The sequence below is a fragment of the Rhizobium sp. 01L419 genome (assembly GCF_056400025.1).
In genome coordinates this window covers 288,279-304,998 of sequence record NZ_JBFTSM010000001.1, presented here as the reverse complement: position 1 = coordinate 304,998, position 16,720 = coordinate 288,279, and the positions used below count along the sequence as shown (strand labels likewise).

The window sequence follows — 16,720 nt, the reverse complement described above, 5'->3', positions numbered from 1 at the left end:
AATCCCACCGAAATTTCTAGAAATCTTGCCATGCGCCGGGCGAGCCAAACATGGCCGCGAGGTTCATTGATCGCGCAGCTTTTCCTCGTCCTTGGCACGCTCCCAAAAGGATCGCTGACAAAGGAACGGCCTGCGCGGCAAACAACCGGTGGTCGAAGACGACCCCAACCCAAGGAGACAGACCATGACTCTGAAGACTCTGACGGCGACGCTCGTTGCCTCGCTGGCATTTGCGCCGCTCGCGCATGCGGATATCACCATCGGTCTCATCGCGCCGCTGACCGGCCCGGTGGCAGCCTATGGCGACCAGGTAAAGAACGGCGCGCAGACCGCCGTCGACGAAATCAACAAGAGCGGCGGCATTCTCGGCGAGAAGGTCGTGCTCGAACTGGCTGACGACGCTGGCGAACCGAAGCAGGGCGTTTCCGCCGCGAACAAGGTTGTCGGCGACGGCATCCGCTTCGTCGTCGGCCCGGTCACGTCTGGCGTTGCTATCCCGGTCTCCGACGTTCTGGCCGAAAATGGCGTACTGATGGTCACTCCGACTGCAACCGCGCCTGACCTCACCAAGCGTGGGCTGACCAATGTTCTGCGCACCTGCGGCCGCGACGACCAGCAGGCCGAAGTCGCCGCCAAATACGTTCTTGAGCATTTCAAGGACAAGCGCGTCGCCATCATCAACGACAAGGGCGCTTATGGTAAGGGCCTCGCCGATGCCTTCAAGGCAACGCTGAATGCCGGCGGCATCACCGAAGTCATCAACGACTCCATAACGCCCGGCGACAAGGACTTTTCCGCCCTGACCACCCGCATCAAGGCCGAGAAGGTTGATCTCGTCTACTTCGGCGGTTACCACCCGGAAGGCGGCCTGCTCGCCCGCCAGCTCCATGACCTCTCGGTGAATGCCCAGATCATCGGCGGTGACGGTCTCTCCAACACCGAGTTCTGGACGATCGGCACGGATGCGGCAGCCGGCACACTGTTCACCAACGCCTCCGACGCCACCAAGAGCCCGGACTCCAAGGTCGCTGCCGATGCGCTCGCCGCCAAGAATATCCCGGCCGAAGCCTTCACGCTGAACGCCTATGCTGCCGTCGAAGTGCTGAAGGCCGGCATCGAAAAGGCCGGCAGCGCCGAAGATGCGGAAGCCGTCGCGGCTGCCCTGAAGGGCGGCGACCAGATCCCGACAGTCATCGGCAAGCTCACCTACGGCGAAACCGGCGACCTCTCCTCGCAGAGCTTCTCACTCTACAAGTGGGAAGGCGGCAAGATCGTCGCTGCCGAGTAAGTGGCAACAGTGCTGACAACGGGATCGGGCGCCTCACGGCGCCCGATTTCTATTTGCCATGCGAAGACACCGTCACTCTGGCAGCTTGGGACCGCCTCCAACATAATCTTTCAGCGTATTGTATTCGATGACCAAGGGTTGAACGTAAACGCCGTTGGAAGCTGGCCGCGGAACCTTGTTGTGGAAGTTTTTGATCGCCAGGCGCTTCAGATACTCATCATAGTCGGTGTTTCCACTTGATTGCTTCACTGTAACTTGGCTCACTCGGCCGTTCTTGTCAGTCTCAAGCTTGACCAAAGCCACCGTTGAACAGCTATTCAAGAGAAGCACGACTACACAAGCAGCTGAAATAATTGCTTTCATATCATGGCCTTGAGTTGGAACTTCGCATCTGTATGCTCGCGTCATTAGCATTGCCGATCTGCAGGCGAAAGTAGCCCGAAATACAACCGGGAAGTTTTTCCGGCATCCTGCGCCAGCAGCAGAAATCAGTTGAAGAAGGTGAAGACCATGACCGCCAAGCTCGAACGTCTCATCGATCAGGGTGTGGGTCGCATACCGGCCGATATCGTGCTGAAAGGCGGGCACTTCTTCGATCTCGTGACGGGTGAGCTTATCCAGTCTGATATCGCAATCTGCGGCGACCGCATCGTCGGCACCTGCGGCAACTATAGCGGCGAGACCGAGATCGATGTTTCCGGCAGGATCGTCGTTCCGGGCTTCATCGACACGCATCTACACATCGAATCCTCGCTCGTCACGCCGCATGAATTCGACCRCTGCGTCCTGCCTTATGGCGTGACGACCGTGATCTGCGACCCCCATGAGATCGCCAATGTGCTCGGCAAGGAAGGCATCGAATATTTCCTCGCTTCGGCGCTGGAAACGATCATGGATATCCGCGTCCAGCTTTCCTCCTGCGTACCGGCTACACATCTGGAAACATCAGGCGCCGATCTGCCGGTCGAAAGCCTTCTGCCCTATCGCAACCATCCCAAGGTCATCGGCCTTGCCGAGTTCATGAATTTCCCCGGCGTGATCCACAAGGATCCCGTCTGCATGGCAAAGCTCGATGCTTTCCAGGGTGACCATATCGATGGGCATGCGCCGCTGCTCTCAGGTAATGATCTGAACGGCTATCTCTCCACCGGCATCCGCACCGAGCATGAATGCACGAGTGCCACCGAAGCACTGGAGAAAATCCGCAAGGGCATGCATATCCTCGTGCGCGAGGGCTCGGTCTCTAAGGACCTACACGCCCTGATGCCCATCATCACTGAACGCCTCTCGCCATACCTCGCGCTCTGCACCGATGACCGCAACCCGCTCGATATCGCCGAGCAGGGCCATCTCGACTACATGATCCGCACGGCGATCGCTGCCGGCGTCGAGCCACTGGCAATCTACCGGGCCGCCTCGATCTCCGCCGCCCGCGCCTTCGGCCTGCGTGACCGCGGCCTCATTGCCCCCGGCTGGAGGGCAGACCTCGCCGTTATCGACAGCCTGGAGAATTGCCGGGCAGAGATCGTCTTCTCGGCCGGCCGCCACGTCACCGACGCGCTCTTTGCCACCCGCAAGCCCGTCTCGCCTGTCGGCCTCGACAGCGTCAAGGCACGGCCGGTCAATGCGGCCCATTTCGGCGTACCGGTCGCCGAAGGTGAAACGCCGGTCATCGGCGTCATGCCGGGCAAGATCATCACCGAGCATCGTCGCTACCGCCTGCCGGCCAGGGGCAACCAGACCACCGTCGATCTCGGCAACGATATCATCAAGGTCGCCGTCATCGAGCGGCACGGCAAGAACGGTAATCACGCCAACGGCTTCGTGCAGGGTTTTGGATTGAAGAAAGGCGCGATTGCTTCAACGGTCGGCCACGACAGCCACAATATCTGTGTCGTCGGCGTCAGCGAGGACGACATGGCACTCGCCGCTAACCGTCTTGGCGAGATCAAGGGCGGCTTCGTGGTCGTCGAAGACGGCAAGGTTACCGGCGAAATCGCGCTGCCTGTCGCCGGCCTGATGAGCCTGGAGCCCTATGAGGTGGTGCGCGACACGCTGCATCATCTGCGCAAGGCCGCCTACGCCCTTGGCACGACGCTGGAAGAACCCTTCCTGCAGGTCGCCTTCCTGCCCCTGCCCGTGATCCCGCACTTGAAGATCTCGGACAAGGGAATGGTTGATGTCGATCGCTTTATGCTGATCGGCTGATCACTCAGACGATACGGGCGCAGAAAGCGTCGAGCACGCCGAGCTTGACCGCATGATCGCGCGAAACAGCCTTGAACCCCGGCATGTTCAGCGGTTCGCCTAACGACATGCCGGCAGGGAGACGGAACTCCGCTGGCTCGCGCGTCAGGTTGAAGACGAAGAGCAGCTTCTCCCCGCCCTTCTCTCTGATAAAGGCGAGCAGATCCTGATTGCTGCCGACAAATTCCATGCTGCCGTCGAGCAGCACCGGCTGACTTTTGCGGAATTCCAGCGTGCGCCGATAATGATGCAGGACGGAACTGTCGCTGTTTTCCTGCGTGTCCACGGACAGCGCTGCCTGCTCATAGGGCACCGGCAGCCAACTCTTCTCGGCGCTGGTGAAACCGGCGTGCGCCTTGCCGGCTTCCCATGGCATCGGCGTGCGGCATCCGTCGCGGCCCTTGAAGGCCGGCCAGAAGCGAATACCATAGGGGTCGCGCAGGTCTTCGAAGGCAAGCTCCGCCTCCGGCAGCCCCAGCTCCTCGCCCTGATAGAGGCAAATCGAACCGCGAAGTGCTGCCAGCACCGAAATTGCCAGCTTGGCGATAACCGGACGTTCGTCTTCCGTCAGCGCGAAACGGCTGACATGGCGGTTGACGTCGTGATTGGAGAAAGCCCAGCAGACCCAGCCGTCCTTCACCATGCGCTGGAAGCTCTCGACACAGCCGCGGATATGATCTGCCGTGAAGTCCGGACCAAGCAGGTCGAAGGTGTAGCACATATGCAGCTTGTCGCCGCCGGTCGTATAGGCCGCAACGGTCTTCAGCGAGCGCGCACCGTCGCCCACTTCGCCGACGGTCGTGCGCCCCTCGTACTGGTCGAGCAATGCACGGAAGCGCTTGAGGAATTCGAGGTTCTCCGGCTGCGTCTTGTCGTAAAGATGGTTCTGCATGCCATAGGGATTGCTGTCGGGCGCATCGAGGCCGGGCTGATCCGGGTCTGGCTCATGCGGCGGATTGTCTCGGAGTTGCTTGTCGCAGAAGTAATAATTCACGGTATCCAGCCGAAAACCGTCCACGCCGCGGTCGAGCCAGAATTTTACGGTTTGCAGCAGCGCATCTTGCACCCGTTTGCTGTGGAAGTTCAGGTCCGGCTGCGAGGTCAGGAAGTTATGCTGGTAATATTGCCGGCGCACGCCGTCCCATTCCCAGCCAGGCCCGCCGAAGATCGACAGCCAGTTGTTCGGCGCCGTCCCGTCGGGCTTTGGGTCGGCCCAGACATACCAGTCGGCCTTGTCGTTCGTGCGGCTGGAACGGCTTTGCACAAACCATGGATGCCGGTCGGATGTATGGGAAATCACCTGGTCGATGATGACCTTTATGCCGAGCCTGTGGGCTTCTGCCATCATCGCGTCGAAATCGTCGAGCGTGCCGAAAATCGGGTCGACGTCGCAATAATCGGAGACGTCATAGCCCATGTCGGCCATGGGCGATTTGAAGAAGGGAGAAAGCCAGATGGCGTCAACGCCGAGGCTGGCAATATGTGGCAAGCGCCGGGTTATCCCCTTGATATCTCCGAGCCCGTCGCCGTTCGTATCCTGAAACGAGCGCGGATAGACCTGATAGATCACCGCGCCGCGCCACCAATCCGCATTCCCGTCTGTCTGCAATGCCATCGACCGCCGTCTCCTGCTTCATTTCGACCGCAACACTAAAGACGGTGCGGCAAAAAACAACAGCGCGATGACTTATTTGGCAACGAATACAGGCCGTCGCGATCCGGCAAAAGGGAGACGCTTATAGGCTTGTCCACACCCTAATGCTACCCACCGGTTTAGGGGTTGCAACGCCAAACCTTTGCGTTAAGGTGCCGTTGACCTGCACGTAACAGGTCTAACCGGGAACAAATGACTAAAGAAGAGGCGAAAAGCCTAGAAAGGTGGACCCATAATGTCCTTTTTTACGAAAAAATTTCTCGCGTCTGCAATGGTTGGCTCATTGCTCGCGTTTTCGGCCCACGCAGCCACGCTGAACATCCATAATGGTGGCGACCCCACTTCGCTGGATCCGCAAAAGCTCTCCGGCGACTGGGAAAACCGCATTGCCGGCGATATCTTCGAAGGCCTCGTCACCGAAGATGCCAAGGATAATCCGATCCCTGGCCAGGCCGAAAGCTGGACCATTTCCCCCGATGGCAAGGTCTACACCTTCAAGCTGCGTGATGGCATCAAGTGGTCCGACGGCCAGCCGGTAACGGCCGGCGACTTCGTCTTCGCCCTCCAGCGCCTCATCGACCCGAAGAATGCTGCCGACTATGCCTATCTGCAGTTCACCATCAAGAATGCTGAAAAGATCAACAAGGGCGAGATCACCGATCTGAACGAGCTCGGCGTCAAGGCGATCGACGACAAGACGCTTGAGATCACCCTCGAGAACCCGACCCCCTATTTCATCAACGCCCTGATGCACTACACGGCCTATCCGCTGCCGAAGCATGTCGTCGAAGCCAAGGGTCAGGACTGGGTCAAGATCGGCAATATCGTCACCAACGGTCCGTACAAGCCGACCGAGTGGGTCCCCGGTTCGCACGTCACGACCGTCAGGAACGATCAGTACTACGGCGCCAAGGATATCAAGATCGACGGCGCAAAGTTCTTCGTTCTTGAAGACCAGGAAGCTGCGCTGAAGCGCTACCGCGCGGGCGAATTCGACATCCTCACCGACTTCCCGACCGACCAGTACGAATGGATGAAGAAGAACCTGCCGGGCCAGGCGCATGTCGCCCCCTTCTCCGGCCTCTACTACTACGTCATCAACTCGACGAAGCCCCCCTTCAGCGACAAGCGCGTGCGCCAGGCTCTGTCCATGGCGATCAACCGCGAAGTCATCGGCCCGCAGATCCTCGGCACCGGCGAACTGCCGGCCTATTCCTGGGTCCCGCCGGGCACGGCAAACTACGGCGAACCTGCCTACGTCTCCTGGAAGGATCTCCCTTACAAGGACAAGGTCGAAGAAGCCAAAAAGCTGCTGAAGGAAGCCGGTTTCGGTCCGGATCATCCGCTGACCACCGAGCTCAAGTACAACACCAACGACAACCATAAGCGCATCGCCGTCGCGATCGCCTCCATGTGGAAGCCGCTTGGCGTAAACGTCGAACTCGTCAACGCTGAAACGAAGGTCCACTACGATCAGTTGCAGCGCGGTGAAGTGCAGATCGGCCGTGCCGGCTGGCTTGCCGACTACAATGACCCGGACAACTTCCTGAACCTTCTCGTGACGGGCGTCCAGATGAACTACGGTCGCTGGTCGAATGCCGATTACGACAAGTTGATCAAGGAGGGCAACGCTCAGACCGATCTGACGAAGCGCGCCGAGATCTTCAAGAAGGCCGAACAGCTCGCGCTGGACGATACCGCCGCGCTGCCGATCTATTACTACGTCTCCAAGAACGTCGTCTCGCCTAAGATCGAAGGCTTCGTCGACAACGTTCAGGACATCCACCGCACGCGCTGGCTGTCCATCAAAGAATAAGGATGAAAGGCTCTTTCCGGCAGGCCCGGAAAGAGCCGTTCCACGCCCATGATCAAATATGCACTCCGTCGATTGCTGTCGACGATCCCCGTCCTGTGGATCGCCGTCACAGCCTGCTTTTTCGTTTTGCGCCTTGCTCCCGGCGGCCCCTTCGATGGCGAAAGGCCATTGCCGCCGGTGATCCTGAAAAACCTTGCGATCCACTACAATCTGGATAAGCCGCTTGTTCAGCAGTACCTGATCTACGTTGGCGACCTGCTGAAAGGCGACCTCGGCCCCTCCTTCGCAAGCGAGGACTTTACCGTCGCCCAGCAGATCATGATCGGCCTGCCCTACACTTTCACCATCGGCACGGCTGCGTTCCTGATTGCCATCATTGTTGGCATTGCTGTCGGCTGTCTTGGGGCGCTCTATCAGAACAAGGCACCGGACTATATTCTGAGTGCCCTCATTCTGGTGGGCGTCGTCCTGCCGAACTTCCTGATCGCGCCCATCATGCAACTCGTCTTCGGCATCCATCTCGCGTGGTTTCCGGTCGGCGGCTGGGGTGACGGCTCGATCAAGTACCTCGTCCTGCCCATCGTCGTTCTGGCCCTGCCACATGCGGGCCGCATCTCGCGTATCACCCGCGGCTCGATGATCGAGGTCATGAACCAGAACTTCATCCGTACCGCCAAGGCCAAGGGCATTGGCCCGCGCCTGACGGTAATGCGCCACGCGCTGAAGCCCGCCCTGATGCCTGTCGTTTCCTATCTGGGACCGGCGGCAAGTTACCTTCTCACCGGCTCGCTGGTTGTCGAAAGCATCTTCGGATTGCCCGGCATCGGCCGCTATTTCGTCAACGCAGCGCTGAACCGCGATTACGGCATGGTTCTCGGTACGGTCATCTTCTACATGGTGCTGATCGTGTTCCTGAACCTTCTGGTCGACATCGCCTATGCCTGGCTGGACCCGAAAGTGAGAAACAGATGATCCTCAATCCCGCGAAAAGAGAGCTGCTCGCAGCCGAACTGCTGGAGGCCGAAGGTCTGTCTCCGGAAGGCCGCTCTCTAACTAAGGATGCGCTGCGCCGCCTCTCTCGCAACAAGGCGGCAGTCATCTCCATCGGCGTTCTGGTGGTGCTGATCCTTGCCGCCTTCCTTGGCCCGAACTTCATTCCCTTCAGCTATGAAGACCCTGATTGGGCCGCCTTCCGCGCCCCACCCTCCTTCGAAAACGGCCACTATTTCGGCACCGACCCGAACGGCCGCGACCTGCTTGCGCGTGTGCTCTACGGCACGCGCATTTCGCTTGCCGTGGCGCTGACGGCAACCCTCGTCTCCGTGGTCATCGGCGTGCTCTACGGTGCGGTATCCGGTTATATCGGCGGCAGGCTGGATGCCATCATGATGCGCTTCGTCGATATCATGTACGCACTTCCCTACATCCTCTTCGTCATCCTGCTGATGGTGATCTTCGGCCGCAACGTCTACCTGCTCTTTGCAGCGATCGGCGCACTCGAATGGCTGACCATGGCCCGCATCGTGCGCGGTCAGACCCTGTCGCTCAAGCACCGCGAATTCGTGGAAGCTGCCCGCGCCTCGGGTCAGAAGCCTTTCAAGATCATCACCAAGCACATCATCCCTAACCTCGTCGGCCCCGTCGTCATCTTCGCGGCGTTGACCGTGCCTGAGATCATCGCGACCGAGAGTTTCCTCTCCTATCTCGGCTTTGGCGTTCAGGAACCGCTGACCTCGCTCGGCACCCTGATTGCCGAAGGCACCGATGCCATGGAAAGCATGCCCTGGCTGCTGGTTTTCCCGGCAAGCTTCCTCGTGGCCCTGCTGCTCAGCCTGCTGTTTATCGGCGACGGGCTGCGCGATGCATTCGACCCGAAGGATCGATAAGATGTCTCAGGAAAAACAGAACGATACCCTTCTCGAACTGAAGGACTACTCGATCACCTTCGAGACGCCCGAAGGGCAGGTGAAGGCGGTCTCGAACATGAACCTGACGGTTCGCCGCGGCGAGCGCATCGCCATCGTCGGCGAATCCGGTTCCGGCAAGAGCCAGACCTTCCTCGGCATCATGGGCCTGCTTGCCAAGAACGGCAAAACGACCGGCCAGGCCTTGCTGGAAGGCAAGAACGTGCTGGCGCTGAAGCCGCGCGAACTCGACCGTGTCCGCGGCAAGGACATGGCCATGGTCTTCCAGGATCCGATGACTGCGCTTAATCCGTCGCTCCGGATTTCCCGGCAACTGACGGAACAGCTTGAGATCCATCGTGGCTTTACCGCCAGGGCGGCATCCGCAGAGGCACTCGACATGCTGAAGCGCGTCGGCATTCCTGATCCCACGCGCCGTTTCGGCCTGTATCCGCATGAACTTTCGGGCGGCATGCGGCAGCGCATCGTCATTGCCATGGCGCTGCTCACCAAACCGAAACTGCTGATCGCCGACGAGCCGACAACAGCGCTCGACGTCACCATCCAGGCGCAGATCCTCGATCTCTTCAACGATCTGACGGCGGAGATGAACACCGCACTCCTGATGATCACCCACGACCTCGGCGTCGTCGCCGGTCTCGCAGACAGGGTGGCCGTCATGTATGCCGGCCGTATCGTCGAGGAAGCTCCTGTTGACGAGCTCTTCGAGAACCCGGCCCACCCCTATACAGCAGCCTTGCACGCTTCGATCCCGCGCCCTGACCAGGATGTCGACGACCTCGTCGTCATTCCCGGCCGTCCGCCGAACCTGCAGCATCTGCCGAAGGGCTGCAATTTCTCGCCGCGCTGTTCGCAGGTTCAGGACGATTGTATCGACCGTCCGCCGCAACTTCAGCAGCAAGGGGCAAACCATTGCGCCGCCTGCTTCCATCCCTTCCCCCGCCGCGAGGAGTTGCTGATCCATGGCTGAGCGCTCGCTTCTGAGGGTCGAGAACCTGACGACCCAGTTCGAGATCCCCTCGAAATCCTTCTTCAAACCGCCGCTGATGCTGACCGCCGTCAACAATGTCAGCTTCGATCTCGCCGAAGGCCGCACGCTTGGCATTGTGGGCGAATCCGGCTGCGGCAAATCCACGCTCGGCCGCTCGATCCTGCGTCTTCTGAAGGCACAGAAAGGCCGGATCCTCTGGCAGGGCCGCAACCTTCTCGATCTCTCGGATGAGGAAATGCGCGCCGCACGCCGCGACATGCAGATCATCTTCCAGGATCCGATCGCGTCACTCGACCCGCGTATGACAGTCGGCGATATCATTGCCGAACCGCTCACCGTCTTCGAGCCGAAGCTGAACAGGGCTCAGAGGCTTGAGCGCGTGCGCGAGATCATGACGGCCGTCGGCCTCGTGCCCGAGATGATCAATCGCTACCCGCACGAATTCTCGGGCGGTCAGGCTCAGCGTATCGGCATTGCCCGCGCTGTCGTCACCCGGCCGAAACTCATCATCTGCGACGAGCCGGTCTCGGCTCTCGACGTATCGATCCAGGGCCAGGTCATCACGCTGCTCCGCAAGCTGCGCAAGGAGTTCGGGCTGACGCTGATCTTCATCAGCCACGACCTCTCGGTCGTGCGCCTGATTTCGGACGACGTGCTGGTTCTTTATCTCGGCAAGGTGGTCGAAGCCGGCGATTGCGCCACGGTCTTCGAACATCCGGCACATCCCTACACGCAGGCACTCTTCTCGGCGGCTCCGATCCCCGATCCGAAGCTTGCGCGTCAGCGTAGCCGTATCCGCCTGCAGGGAGATCCACCCTCGCCACTCAATCCGCCAAAAGGCTGCGTCTTCTCGCCGCGCTGCTGGAAGGCGACGAATATCTGTCGCACGGAAATGCCGCCGACGGAACTCGTCCGCCCCGGCCAGACGGCCGCCTGCTACCATATGGATGAGTCCTGATCTGATATTCGCCATCGCCCCGGCACCGGGGCGATGGACTTTCAACTCTCCTTGACTTGTCTCCTCCGGCCTCTTCGCGTATCCGCAAGAGCAGAAAAAATCCGGGAGGAAAGCTTGAGCGGACGGTTTCTGTCGATCGGCGAATGCATGGTGGAGCTCTCGCAGGCGGGTGAAGGCCTGCTGCGCAAAGGCTTTGCCGGCGATACTTTCAACACCGCATGGTATGCCCGTGCCTGCCTGCCGCCCGCCTGGTCGGTCGATTATTTCACCGCGCTCGGCGATGATCCGATGTCGGACGAAATGGTCGCCTTCATGGACAAGGCCGGCATAGGCACGGACCTCATCTGCCGCATCAAGGGCAAGACGCCCGGTCTCTACATGATCAATCTGAGGAACGGCGAACGCTCCTTCAGCTACTGGCGCGACAACTCGGCTGCGCGCAGCTTGGCCGCCGATCCGGACCAGCTGCGTGAGGCGGTGGAAAGCGCCGAGGTGGTCTACTTCTCCGGCATCACGCTAGCTATCCTGTCCCATGACGACGCCGAGACGCTGCTTGCGGAAATCCGCCGTGCCAAGGCAGTCGGCAAGTTCGTTGTCTTCGACCCGAACATCCGCCCTCGCCTCTGGTCGAGCTACGACGTCATGCACGCGACGATCAGTGAAGGCGGGCGTGCCTCTTCGCTCGTTATGCCGAGCTTCGACGACGAGGCTGCCCATTTCGGCGATGCCTCCATCGAAGCCACCATTGAACGCTATCGCGGACTCGGCGCCTCGCATGTCGTCGTCAAGAATGGTGCGGAAGGCGCAACGCTGAGCTTCGCCAACGAGCAAACCTATGTGCCTGCGGAAAAGGTGGACACGGTCGTCGACACGACCAGCGCCGGCGACAGCTTCAACGGCGCTTTTCTTGCGCACTATCTCGAAAACCGGGATGCCCCGGCAGCCGCCCGCTTTGGAGCGAAGATCGCCGCCCGCGTTGTGAGCGAGCATGGCGCACTGGTGCCGAAGGAAAAGCTCGGCCTCTGATCATCTGATTGAAGCCTGCGCATGTTGCTTCTCAAGCAGCCACGCGCAGGCTCGCCCCCGCCTCAGCGGTCATTCATGTCGATCGTCAGATCAGGAATTGGGCTTCTTGTCGTCGGTCCGAACGGCCTCATCGTGATACCAGCAGCTGTCGAGCGCATCGCACACATCGGCAGCCTCACGCTCCATCATCCGAAAACGCTCGAAGCGGTTCGGCGCCTGAACGGCCCTGATGGGAAACTGATAGATCGTCGCGGATTCGCGATGGAAACCGATTGCCATGAGATAGCCTTTCTTCAGCTCGGCCTATCAACATTTACGGTCGCTACAGTAGCACAATGCACATAGTTTATGCAAATTGCACAAAATATCGGCAGCATTGCCGTCGCGGACCGTTTATGCAGCATTTTCCGATAAAGCCGGCTCTGAATTGTCTAAAACTTCATCCATTTCTCCGAACGCCCGACTTCGGCTCTGGTTCCAAGCCGAAAATGGCGGCCTGAAAGGCCAATAGAGATGAACCGGCTTTGACCTCCCTCGTACGGCGTCGTACCGAAAACCGGCTCGGCCTCGTGATTCGTAAATTTTTTATGTCGGCTCACCGAACTGGCACGCTACGTGCATTTGCATAGGCAATCCCTGACGGGACGACGCACTCTTGCGTCTACCGCCGCAGGGTTCAGTTCGCAGCAGAGAGAGTCGCAGATGACAAAGTATAAGCTCGAGTATATTTGGCTCGACGGTTACACCCCGGTACCGAACCTGCGTGGCAAGACACAGGTCAAGGAATTCGATAATTTCCCGACACTCGAACAGCTCCCGCTTTGGGGCTTCGATGGTTCGTCGACGATGCAGGCCGAAGGCCGCAGCTCGGATTGCGTGCTGAAGCCGGTTGCCATCTATCCCGATCCGGCCCGCACCAACGGCGTGCTCGTCATGTGCGAAGTCATGATGCCGGACGGCGTCACGCCGCATGCAAGCAACGCTCGTGCAACGATCCTTGATGACGAAGATGCCTGGTTCGGCTTCGAACAGGAATATTTCTTCTACGAAAACGGCCGTCCGCTCGGCTTCCCGGAGAGCGGCTACCCGGCTCCGCAGGGTCCGTACTATACCGGCGTCGGCTATTCGAACGTCGGCTCGGTTGCCCGCGAAATCGTCGAAGAGCATCTCGACCTCTGCCTCGCTGCCGGCATCAACCACGAAGGCATCAATGCCGAAGTGGCCAAGGGCCAGTGGGAATTCCAGATTTTCGGCAAGGGCTCCAAGAAGGCCGCCGACCAGATCTGGATGGCGCGCTACCTCCTGCAGCGCCTGACCGAGAAGTATGGCATTGATATCGAGTATCACTGCAAGCCGCTCGGCGACACCGACTGGAACGGCTCGGGCATGCATTGCAACTTCTCCACCAAGTATATGCGCGAAATCGGCGGCAAGGCCTATTTCGAGGCACTGATGGCCCAGTTCGAAAAGAACCTGATGGACCACATCAATGTCTACGGCCCCGACAACGACAAGCGCCTGACCGGCAAGCACGAAACGGCTCCGTGGAACAAGTTCTCCTACGGCGTTGCCGACCGTGGCGCCTCGATCCGCGTTCCGCACTCCTTCGTCAAGAACGATTACCGTGGCTACCTGGAAGACCGCCGCCCGAACTCCCAGGGCTGCCCTTACCAGATCGCGTCGCAGGTTCTGAAGACGATATCGGAAGTTCCGATTTCCGGCTCCGCTTCGGCAGCAGCCTAAGTTTTATTGCGGCGCCGGCCTCCCCGCCGGCGCCGTTCTTTTTTAAGGCGCCTCGCTTTCCGCCTTTCACTTGCCGACATAATTGCCGGTCACCACGGCTGTAAGCTCCTGTAAATACTCATACAGGGCTGTAATATTTCCATCATGCACTTCCGCCAGAATAGAGCCGCGGGAATCGCCATTCCGGAAACCCGCCAGGGGTTGCGCGTTGCCAGAACTATGCGGCGCTGATGGAAATGGGGATATGCTGCAACGTCCGTCTAATTCGTATAGCGGCGAAAGCTGGGCTAGTGCGGCTGGAGCCGTGCCCGAACGGCTGGTGATCGTTACCGATGCCTGGCACCCACAGGTCAATGGCGTCGTCCGCTCCATCGAGAACACCAATCGCGAACTGGCCAGGATGGGCGTCGAAGTCTCGATGGTGACGCCCGAGCGTTTCGCAAGTATCCCCTGCCCCACCTATCCCGAGATCCGCCTGTCGGTCGCCTGGTACAGTCGCGTTGCCCGCGAGATCGGAAAGCATAAACCTTCCTACGTCCATATCGCCACGGAAGGCCCGCTGGGGCTGACGGCGCGCCGCTGGTGCCTGCGGAAGCGCATGCCGTTCTCCACCAGCTATCACACCCGTTTTCCTGAATATGTCTCGGCCCGGCTGCCGATCCCCGAAAGCTGGCTCTATGCTTTCGTGCGCTGGTTCCACAATGGTGGCGCCGGCTGCATGGTCGCGACCCCGAGCCTTGCCCGCGAGCTCTCTGCAAAAGGCATCAAAAACCTCATGCCATGGAGCCGCGGTATCGATGCCACCCAATTCCACCCGATGCCGCTGGAGGAAAAGCCCTTCGGTCTTGCCCGCCCGATCTTCATGACGGTGGGCCGCGTGGCGCTGGAAAAGAACCTGCCGGCGTTCCTCGATCTCGACCTGCCCGGTTCGAAGGTGGTCATCGGCGACGGCCCGGCGCGCGCAGAGCTGGAAGAGCGTTATCCGGATGTGCATTTTACCGGTGTGAAATTCGGTGAGGATCTGGCGAAGGCCTATGCGCAGGCCGACGTTTTCGTCTTCCCGTCGCTGACGGATACGTTCGGCAACACCATTCTGGAAGCACTGGCATCAGGCGTCCCGGTCGCCGCCTATCCCGTCACCGGGCCGCTGGATATTATCGGCGAGGAAAGCCTCGTCGGCGCGCTGGACGACAATCTGCAGACTGCCTGCCTTGCCGCCCTGTCCGCTTCGCGGGAGAAAGCGCGCGAGCTTGCCATGCAATATTCCTGGGAAGCGGCGACACTGCAGTTCATCAACAATATCCGCGCCGCCAACGGCATCATCACGCCGAAATGGAAGAAGGCATGGCAATATGCCACCAAATCCCTTCCAAGAAGAAAGCCCGGCGAACCTGCCGGGCCTCTTCCATCCGCGGATTGACCCTTACTTGTGAAGGGCAGCGCGCAGCGTGTCGTTGGCGACAGAGATGGCGCCGCGGACGGCCGGCGTCTCGGCAATCGCATTCAAGAGCACGAAGTCGTGGATCGTGCCGTTGTAGCGGATCGAGGTAACCCTCACGCCTGCCTGGGTGAGCTTGCGGCCATAGGCTTCGCCTTCATCGCGCAGCACGTCATTTTCGTCGGTGATGATAAGTGCCGGCGGGAGGCCGTTCAGCTGGTCGAGCGAAGCCTGCAGCGGTGAAGCGGTAGGATCCTTGCGCTTGGCTTCGTCAGGCAGGTAGGCGTTCCAGAACCACTTCATGGCTTCCCTGGTCAGCCACGGGCCATTGGCGAACTGGTTGTAGGAGCCGGTCTCGAAATTGGCGTCAGTAACAGGGTAGAACAGCACCTGCTGGTCGATAGCAGGACCACCGCGCTCCTTGGCAAGCAACGTCACGACGGCTGCCATATTGCCGCCAACGCTGTCGCCGGCAACGGCAAGCCGGCTCGCATCCACATGGAATTCCCTGGCGTGTTCGGCGACATATTTCGTCGCGGCATAAGCCTGCTCGATAGCGATAGGGTAACGCGCTTCCGGCGAACGGTCGTAATCGACGAAGACGACAGCAGCCTTGGCACCATTGGCGATTTCGCGCACTAGCCGGTCATGCGTATCGGCATCACCCAGCACCCAGCCGCCACCGTGGAAATACAGGATGACAGGCAGCGTGCCCTTTGCGCCTTCCGGACGAACGATGCGCAGCTTGACGCTGCCAGTCGGGCCGACCTTGATGACCTTGTTTTCTTCCTGGGCGGCCAGCTTCTTCACCTCGCCCTTCTGGGCACCGGCGAGAATGTTGCGGGCGTCAGCCGGCGAGAACGTATAGATCGGCTTGGAACCGGCCAGACTGTCGATGAATTTCTGTGTTGTCGGTTCCAGTACCGGATCGGCAAACGCTCCAATGGCGGAAGTTGCCAGGATTGCTGCTGCGGAAACTGCGGTCTTGATGGTCGACATTGTCGTGTCCTCTTGGGTTTGTTGCGTTCGTCCTGAACACGTTTTTTATATCGCACACGACTATTTATCACGCGATAATAAATTTAGCATACCTGCCATGCATTAAAAGCGGCTACGATTATTTATCGCACGATATAAACCTTGGTTGTTTTGGAGATTGCGTCATGTCGGACCAGCTGAAACTCGACACCTTCATCTGCTTTGCAGTCTATACGGCAAGCCACGCGTTCAACCGTGTCTATAAGCCTCTGCTCGACAAGCTCGGCCTTACCTACCCGCAATATCTGGCAATGGTCTGCCTCTGGGAGGAAGACGGCCTGACCGTCGGCGGCCTCGGTGAAAAGCTCTTCCTGGAATCGAGCACGCTGACCCCTCTCCTCAAGCGTCTGGAAACGGCAGGCTACATCCGCCGCGAACGCAGCAGGCAGGACGAGCGCGTCGTCGTGCTGCGCCTGACGGAAAAAGGCAAGCGCCTAAAGGACAAGGCCGAGGCCGTGCCGGGGTGCATCGTCGACTCCAGCGGCCGCAGCACTGACGAGCTTGCAAGGCTGCAGGCCGAAATCATCGCTTTGAGGGAAGCGCTGAATAAAAACGCGTCTGAGGCTTATTGACCTGCCTAGCAAGGCCTATACCGA

Annotated in this window: 15 protein-coding genes; 11 read left to right on the top strand and 4 right to left on the bottom strand. The window is 59.7% G+C overall.

Going from position 1 to position 16,720, the window contains the following annotated elements:
* Window positions 1-184: 184 nt before the first annotated feature.
* Complete coding sequence (locus tag AC1DUP_RS01515; protein ID WP_113297507.1) at window positions 185-1,288, top strand: branched-chain amino acid ABC transporter substrate-binding protein; 1,104 nt, start codon at window positions 185-187, stop codon at window positions 1,286-1,288.
* A gap of 72 nt (window positions 1,289-1,360) precedes the next feature.
* Here AC1DUP_RS01515 and AC1DUP_RS01510 read toward each other — a convergent pair whose 3' ends face one another.
* Window positions 1,361-1,651 carry a TonB C-terminal domain-containing protein gene (locus AC1DUP_RS01510; protein ID WP_162747109.1) on the bottom strand — a complete coding sequence of 97 codons (291 nt, stop codon included), beginning with the start codon at window positions 1,649-1,651 and terminating at the stop codon, window positions 1,361-1,363.
* 147 nt (window positions 1,652-1,798) lie between these two features.
* Between AC1DUP_RS01510 and ade the strand changes: the two genes are divergently transcribed.
* Window positions 1,799-3,496, top strand: a complete 1,698-nt coding sequence (gene ade / locus AC1DUP_RS01505; protein WP_477831909.1) for an adenine deaminase — start codon at window positions 1,799-1,801, stop codon at window positions 3,494-3,496.
* A 4-nt stretch (window positions 3,497-3,500) separates the two neighbouring features.
* On the opposite strand, the gene bglA is transcribed toward ade, so the two are convergent.
* Window positions 3,501-5,150 carry a beta-galactosidase BglA gene (gene bglA, locus AC1DUP_RS01500; RefSeq protein WP_477831908.1) on the bottom strand — a complete coding sequence of 550 codons (1,650 nt, stop codon included), beginning with the start codon at window positions 5,148-5,150 and terminating at the stop codon, window positions 3,501-3,503.
* 274 nt (window positions 5,151-5,424) lie between these two features.
* Between bglA and AC1DUP_RS01495 the strand changes: the two genes are divergently transcribed.
* The 6 genes from AC1DUP_RS01495 to AC1DUP_RS01470 all read left to right on the top strand — a co-directional run bounded on the left by AC1DUP_RS01495 (window position 5,425) and on the right by AC1DUP_RS01470 (window position 11,905).
* Window positions 5,425-7,005 carry a peptide ABC transporter substrate-binding protein gene (locus tag AC1DUP_RS01495; RefSeq protein ID WP_113297504.1) on the top strand — a complete coding sequence of 527 codons (1,581 nt, stop codon included), beginning with the start codon at window positions 5,425-5,427 and terminating at the stop codon, window positions 7,003-7,005.
* 48 nt (window positions 7,006-7,053) lie between these two features.
* Window positions 7,054-7,977: an ABC transporter permease subunit gene (locus tag AC1DUP_RS01490; protein ID WP_113308766.1), complete on the top strand. Its 924-nt coding sequence runs from the start codon at window positions 7,054-7,056 to the stop codon at window positions 7,975-7,977.
* Window positions 7,974-8,891, top strand: a complete 918-nt coding sequence (locus AC1DUP_RS01485) for an ABC transporter permease subunit (RefSeq protein WP_113297502.1) — start codon at window positions 7,974-7,976, stop codon at window positions 8,889-8,891. Before AC1DUP_RS01490 ends, AC1DUP_RS01485 begins: the two co-directional genes overlap by 4 nt.
* A gap of 1 nt (window position 8,892) precedes the next feature.
* Window positions 8,893-9,900: an ABC transporter ATP-binding protein gene (locus AC1DUP_RS01480; protein ID WP_113297501.1), complete on the top strand. Its 1,008-nt coding sequence runs from the start codon at window positions 8,893-8,895 to the stop codon at window positions 9,898-9,900.
* Window positions 9,893-10,879 carry an oligopeptide/dipeptide ABC transporter ATP-binding protein gene (locus AC1DUP_RS01475; RefSeq protein ID WP_113308765.1) on the top strand — a complete coding sequence of 329 codons (987 nt, stop codon included), beginning with the start codon at window positions 9,893-9,895 and terminating at the stop codon, window positions 10,877-10,879. Before AC1DUP_RS01480 ends, AC1DUP_RS01475 begins: the two co-directional genes overlap by 8 nt.
* Before the next feature lie 114 nt (window positions 10,880-10,993).
* On the top strand, window positions 10,994-11,905 hold the full coding sequence (locus tag AC1DUP_RS01470) for a sugar kinase (protein ID WP_113297499.1): 912 nt from the start codon (window positions 10,994-10,996) through the stop codon (window positions 11,903-11,905).
* Between the two features lie 90 nt (window positions 11,906-11,995).
* Here AC1DUP_RS01470 and AC1DUP_RS01465 read toward each other — a convergent pair whose 3' ends face one another.
* Complete coding sequence (locus AC1DUP_RS01465; protein WP_113297498.1) at window positions 11,996-12,184, bottom strand: DUF2735 domain-containing protein; 189 nt, start codon at window positions 12,182-12,184, stop codon at window positions 11,996-11,998.
* A 423-nt stretch (window positions 12,185-12,607) separates the two neighbouring features.
* On the opposite strand from AC1DUP_RS01465, the gene AC1DUP_RS01460 reads away from it, so the two are divergent.
* Complete coding sequence (locus AC1DUP_RS01460; RefSeq protein WP_113308763.1) at window positions 12,608-13,648, top strand: glutamine synthetase beta-grasp domain-containing protein; 1,041 nt, start codon at window positions 12,608-12,610, stop codon at window positions 13,646-13,648.
* A gap of 244 nt (window positions 13,649-13,892) precedes the next feature.
* The gene (locus tag AC1DUP_RS01455; protein ID WP_477831907.1) at window positions 13,893-15,068 is read left to right on the top strand and encodes a glycosyltransferase family 4 protein; all 1,176 of its coding nucleotides are present in this window, start codon (window positions 13,893-13,895) and stop codon (window positions 15,066-15,068) included.
* A gap of 3 nt (window positions 15,069-15,071) precedes the next feature.
* Here AC1DUP_RS01455 and AC1DUP_RS01450 read toward each other — a convergent pair whose 3' ends face one another.
* Window positions 15,072-16,085, bottom strand: coding sequence for an alpha/beta hydrolase (locus AC1DUP_RS01450; RefSeq protein ID WP_477831906.1), 1,014 nt, complete (start codon window positions 16,083-16,085; stop codon window positions 15,072-15,074).
* Between the two features lie 164 nt (window positions 16,086-16,249).
* Between AC1DUP_RS01450 and AC1DUP_RS01445 the strand changes: the two genes are divergently transcribed.
* Window positions 16,250-16,696 (top strand): MarR family winged helix-turn-helix transcriptional regulator, encoded by a 447-nt coding sequence (locus AC1DUP_RS01445; RefSeq protein WP_477831905.1) that lies wholly within the window; start codon window positions 16,250-16,252, stop codon window positions 16,694-16,696.
* The last annotated feature ends 24 nt before the right edge of the window (window positions 16,697-16,720 follow it).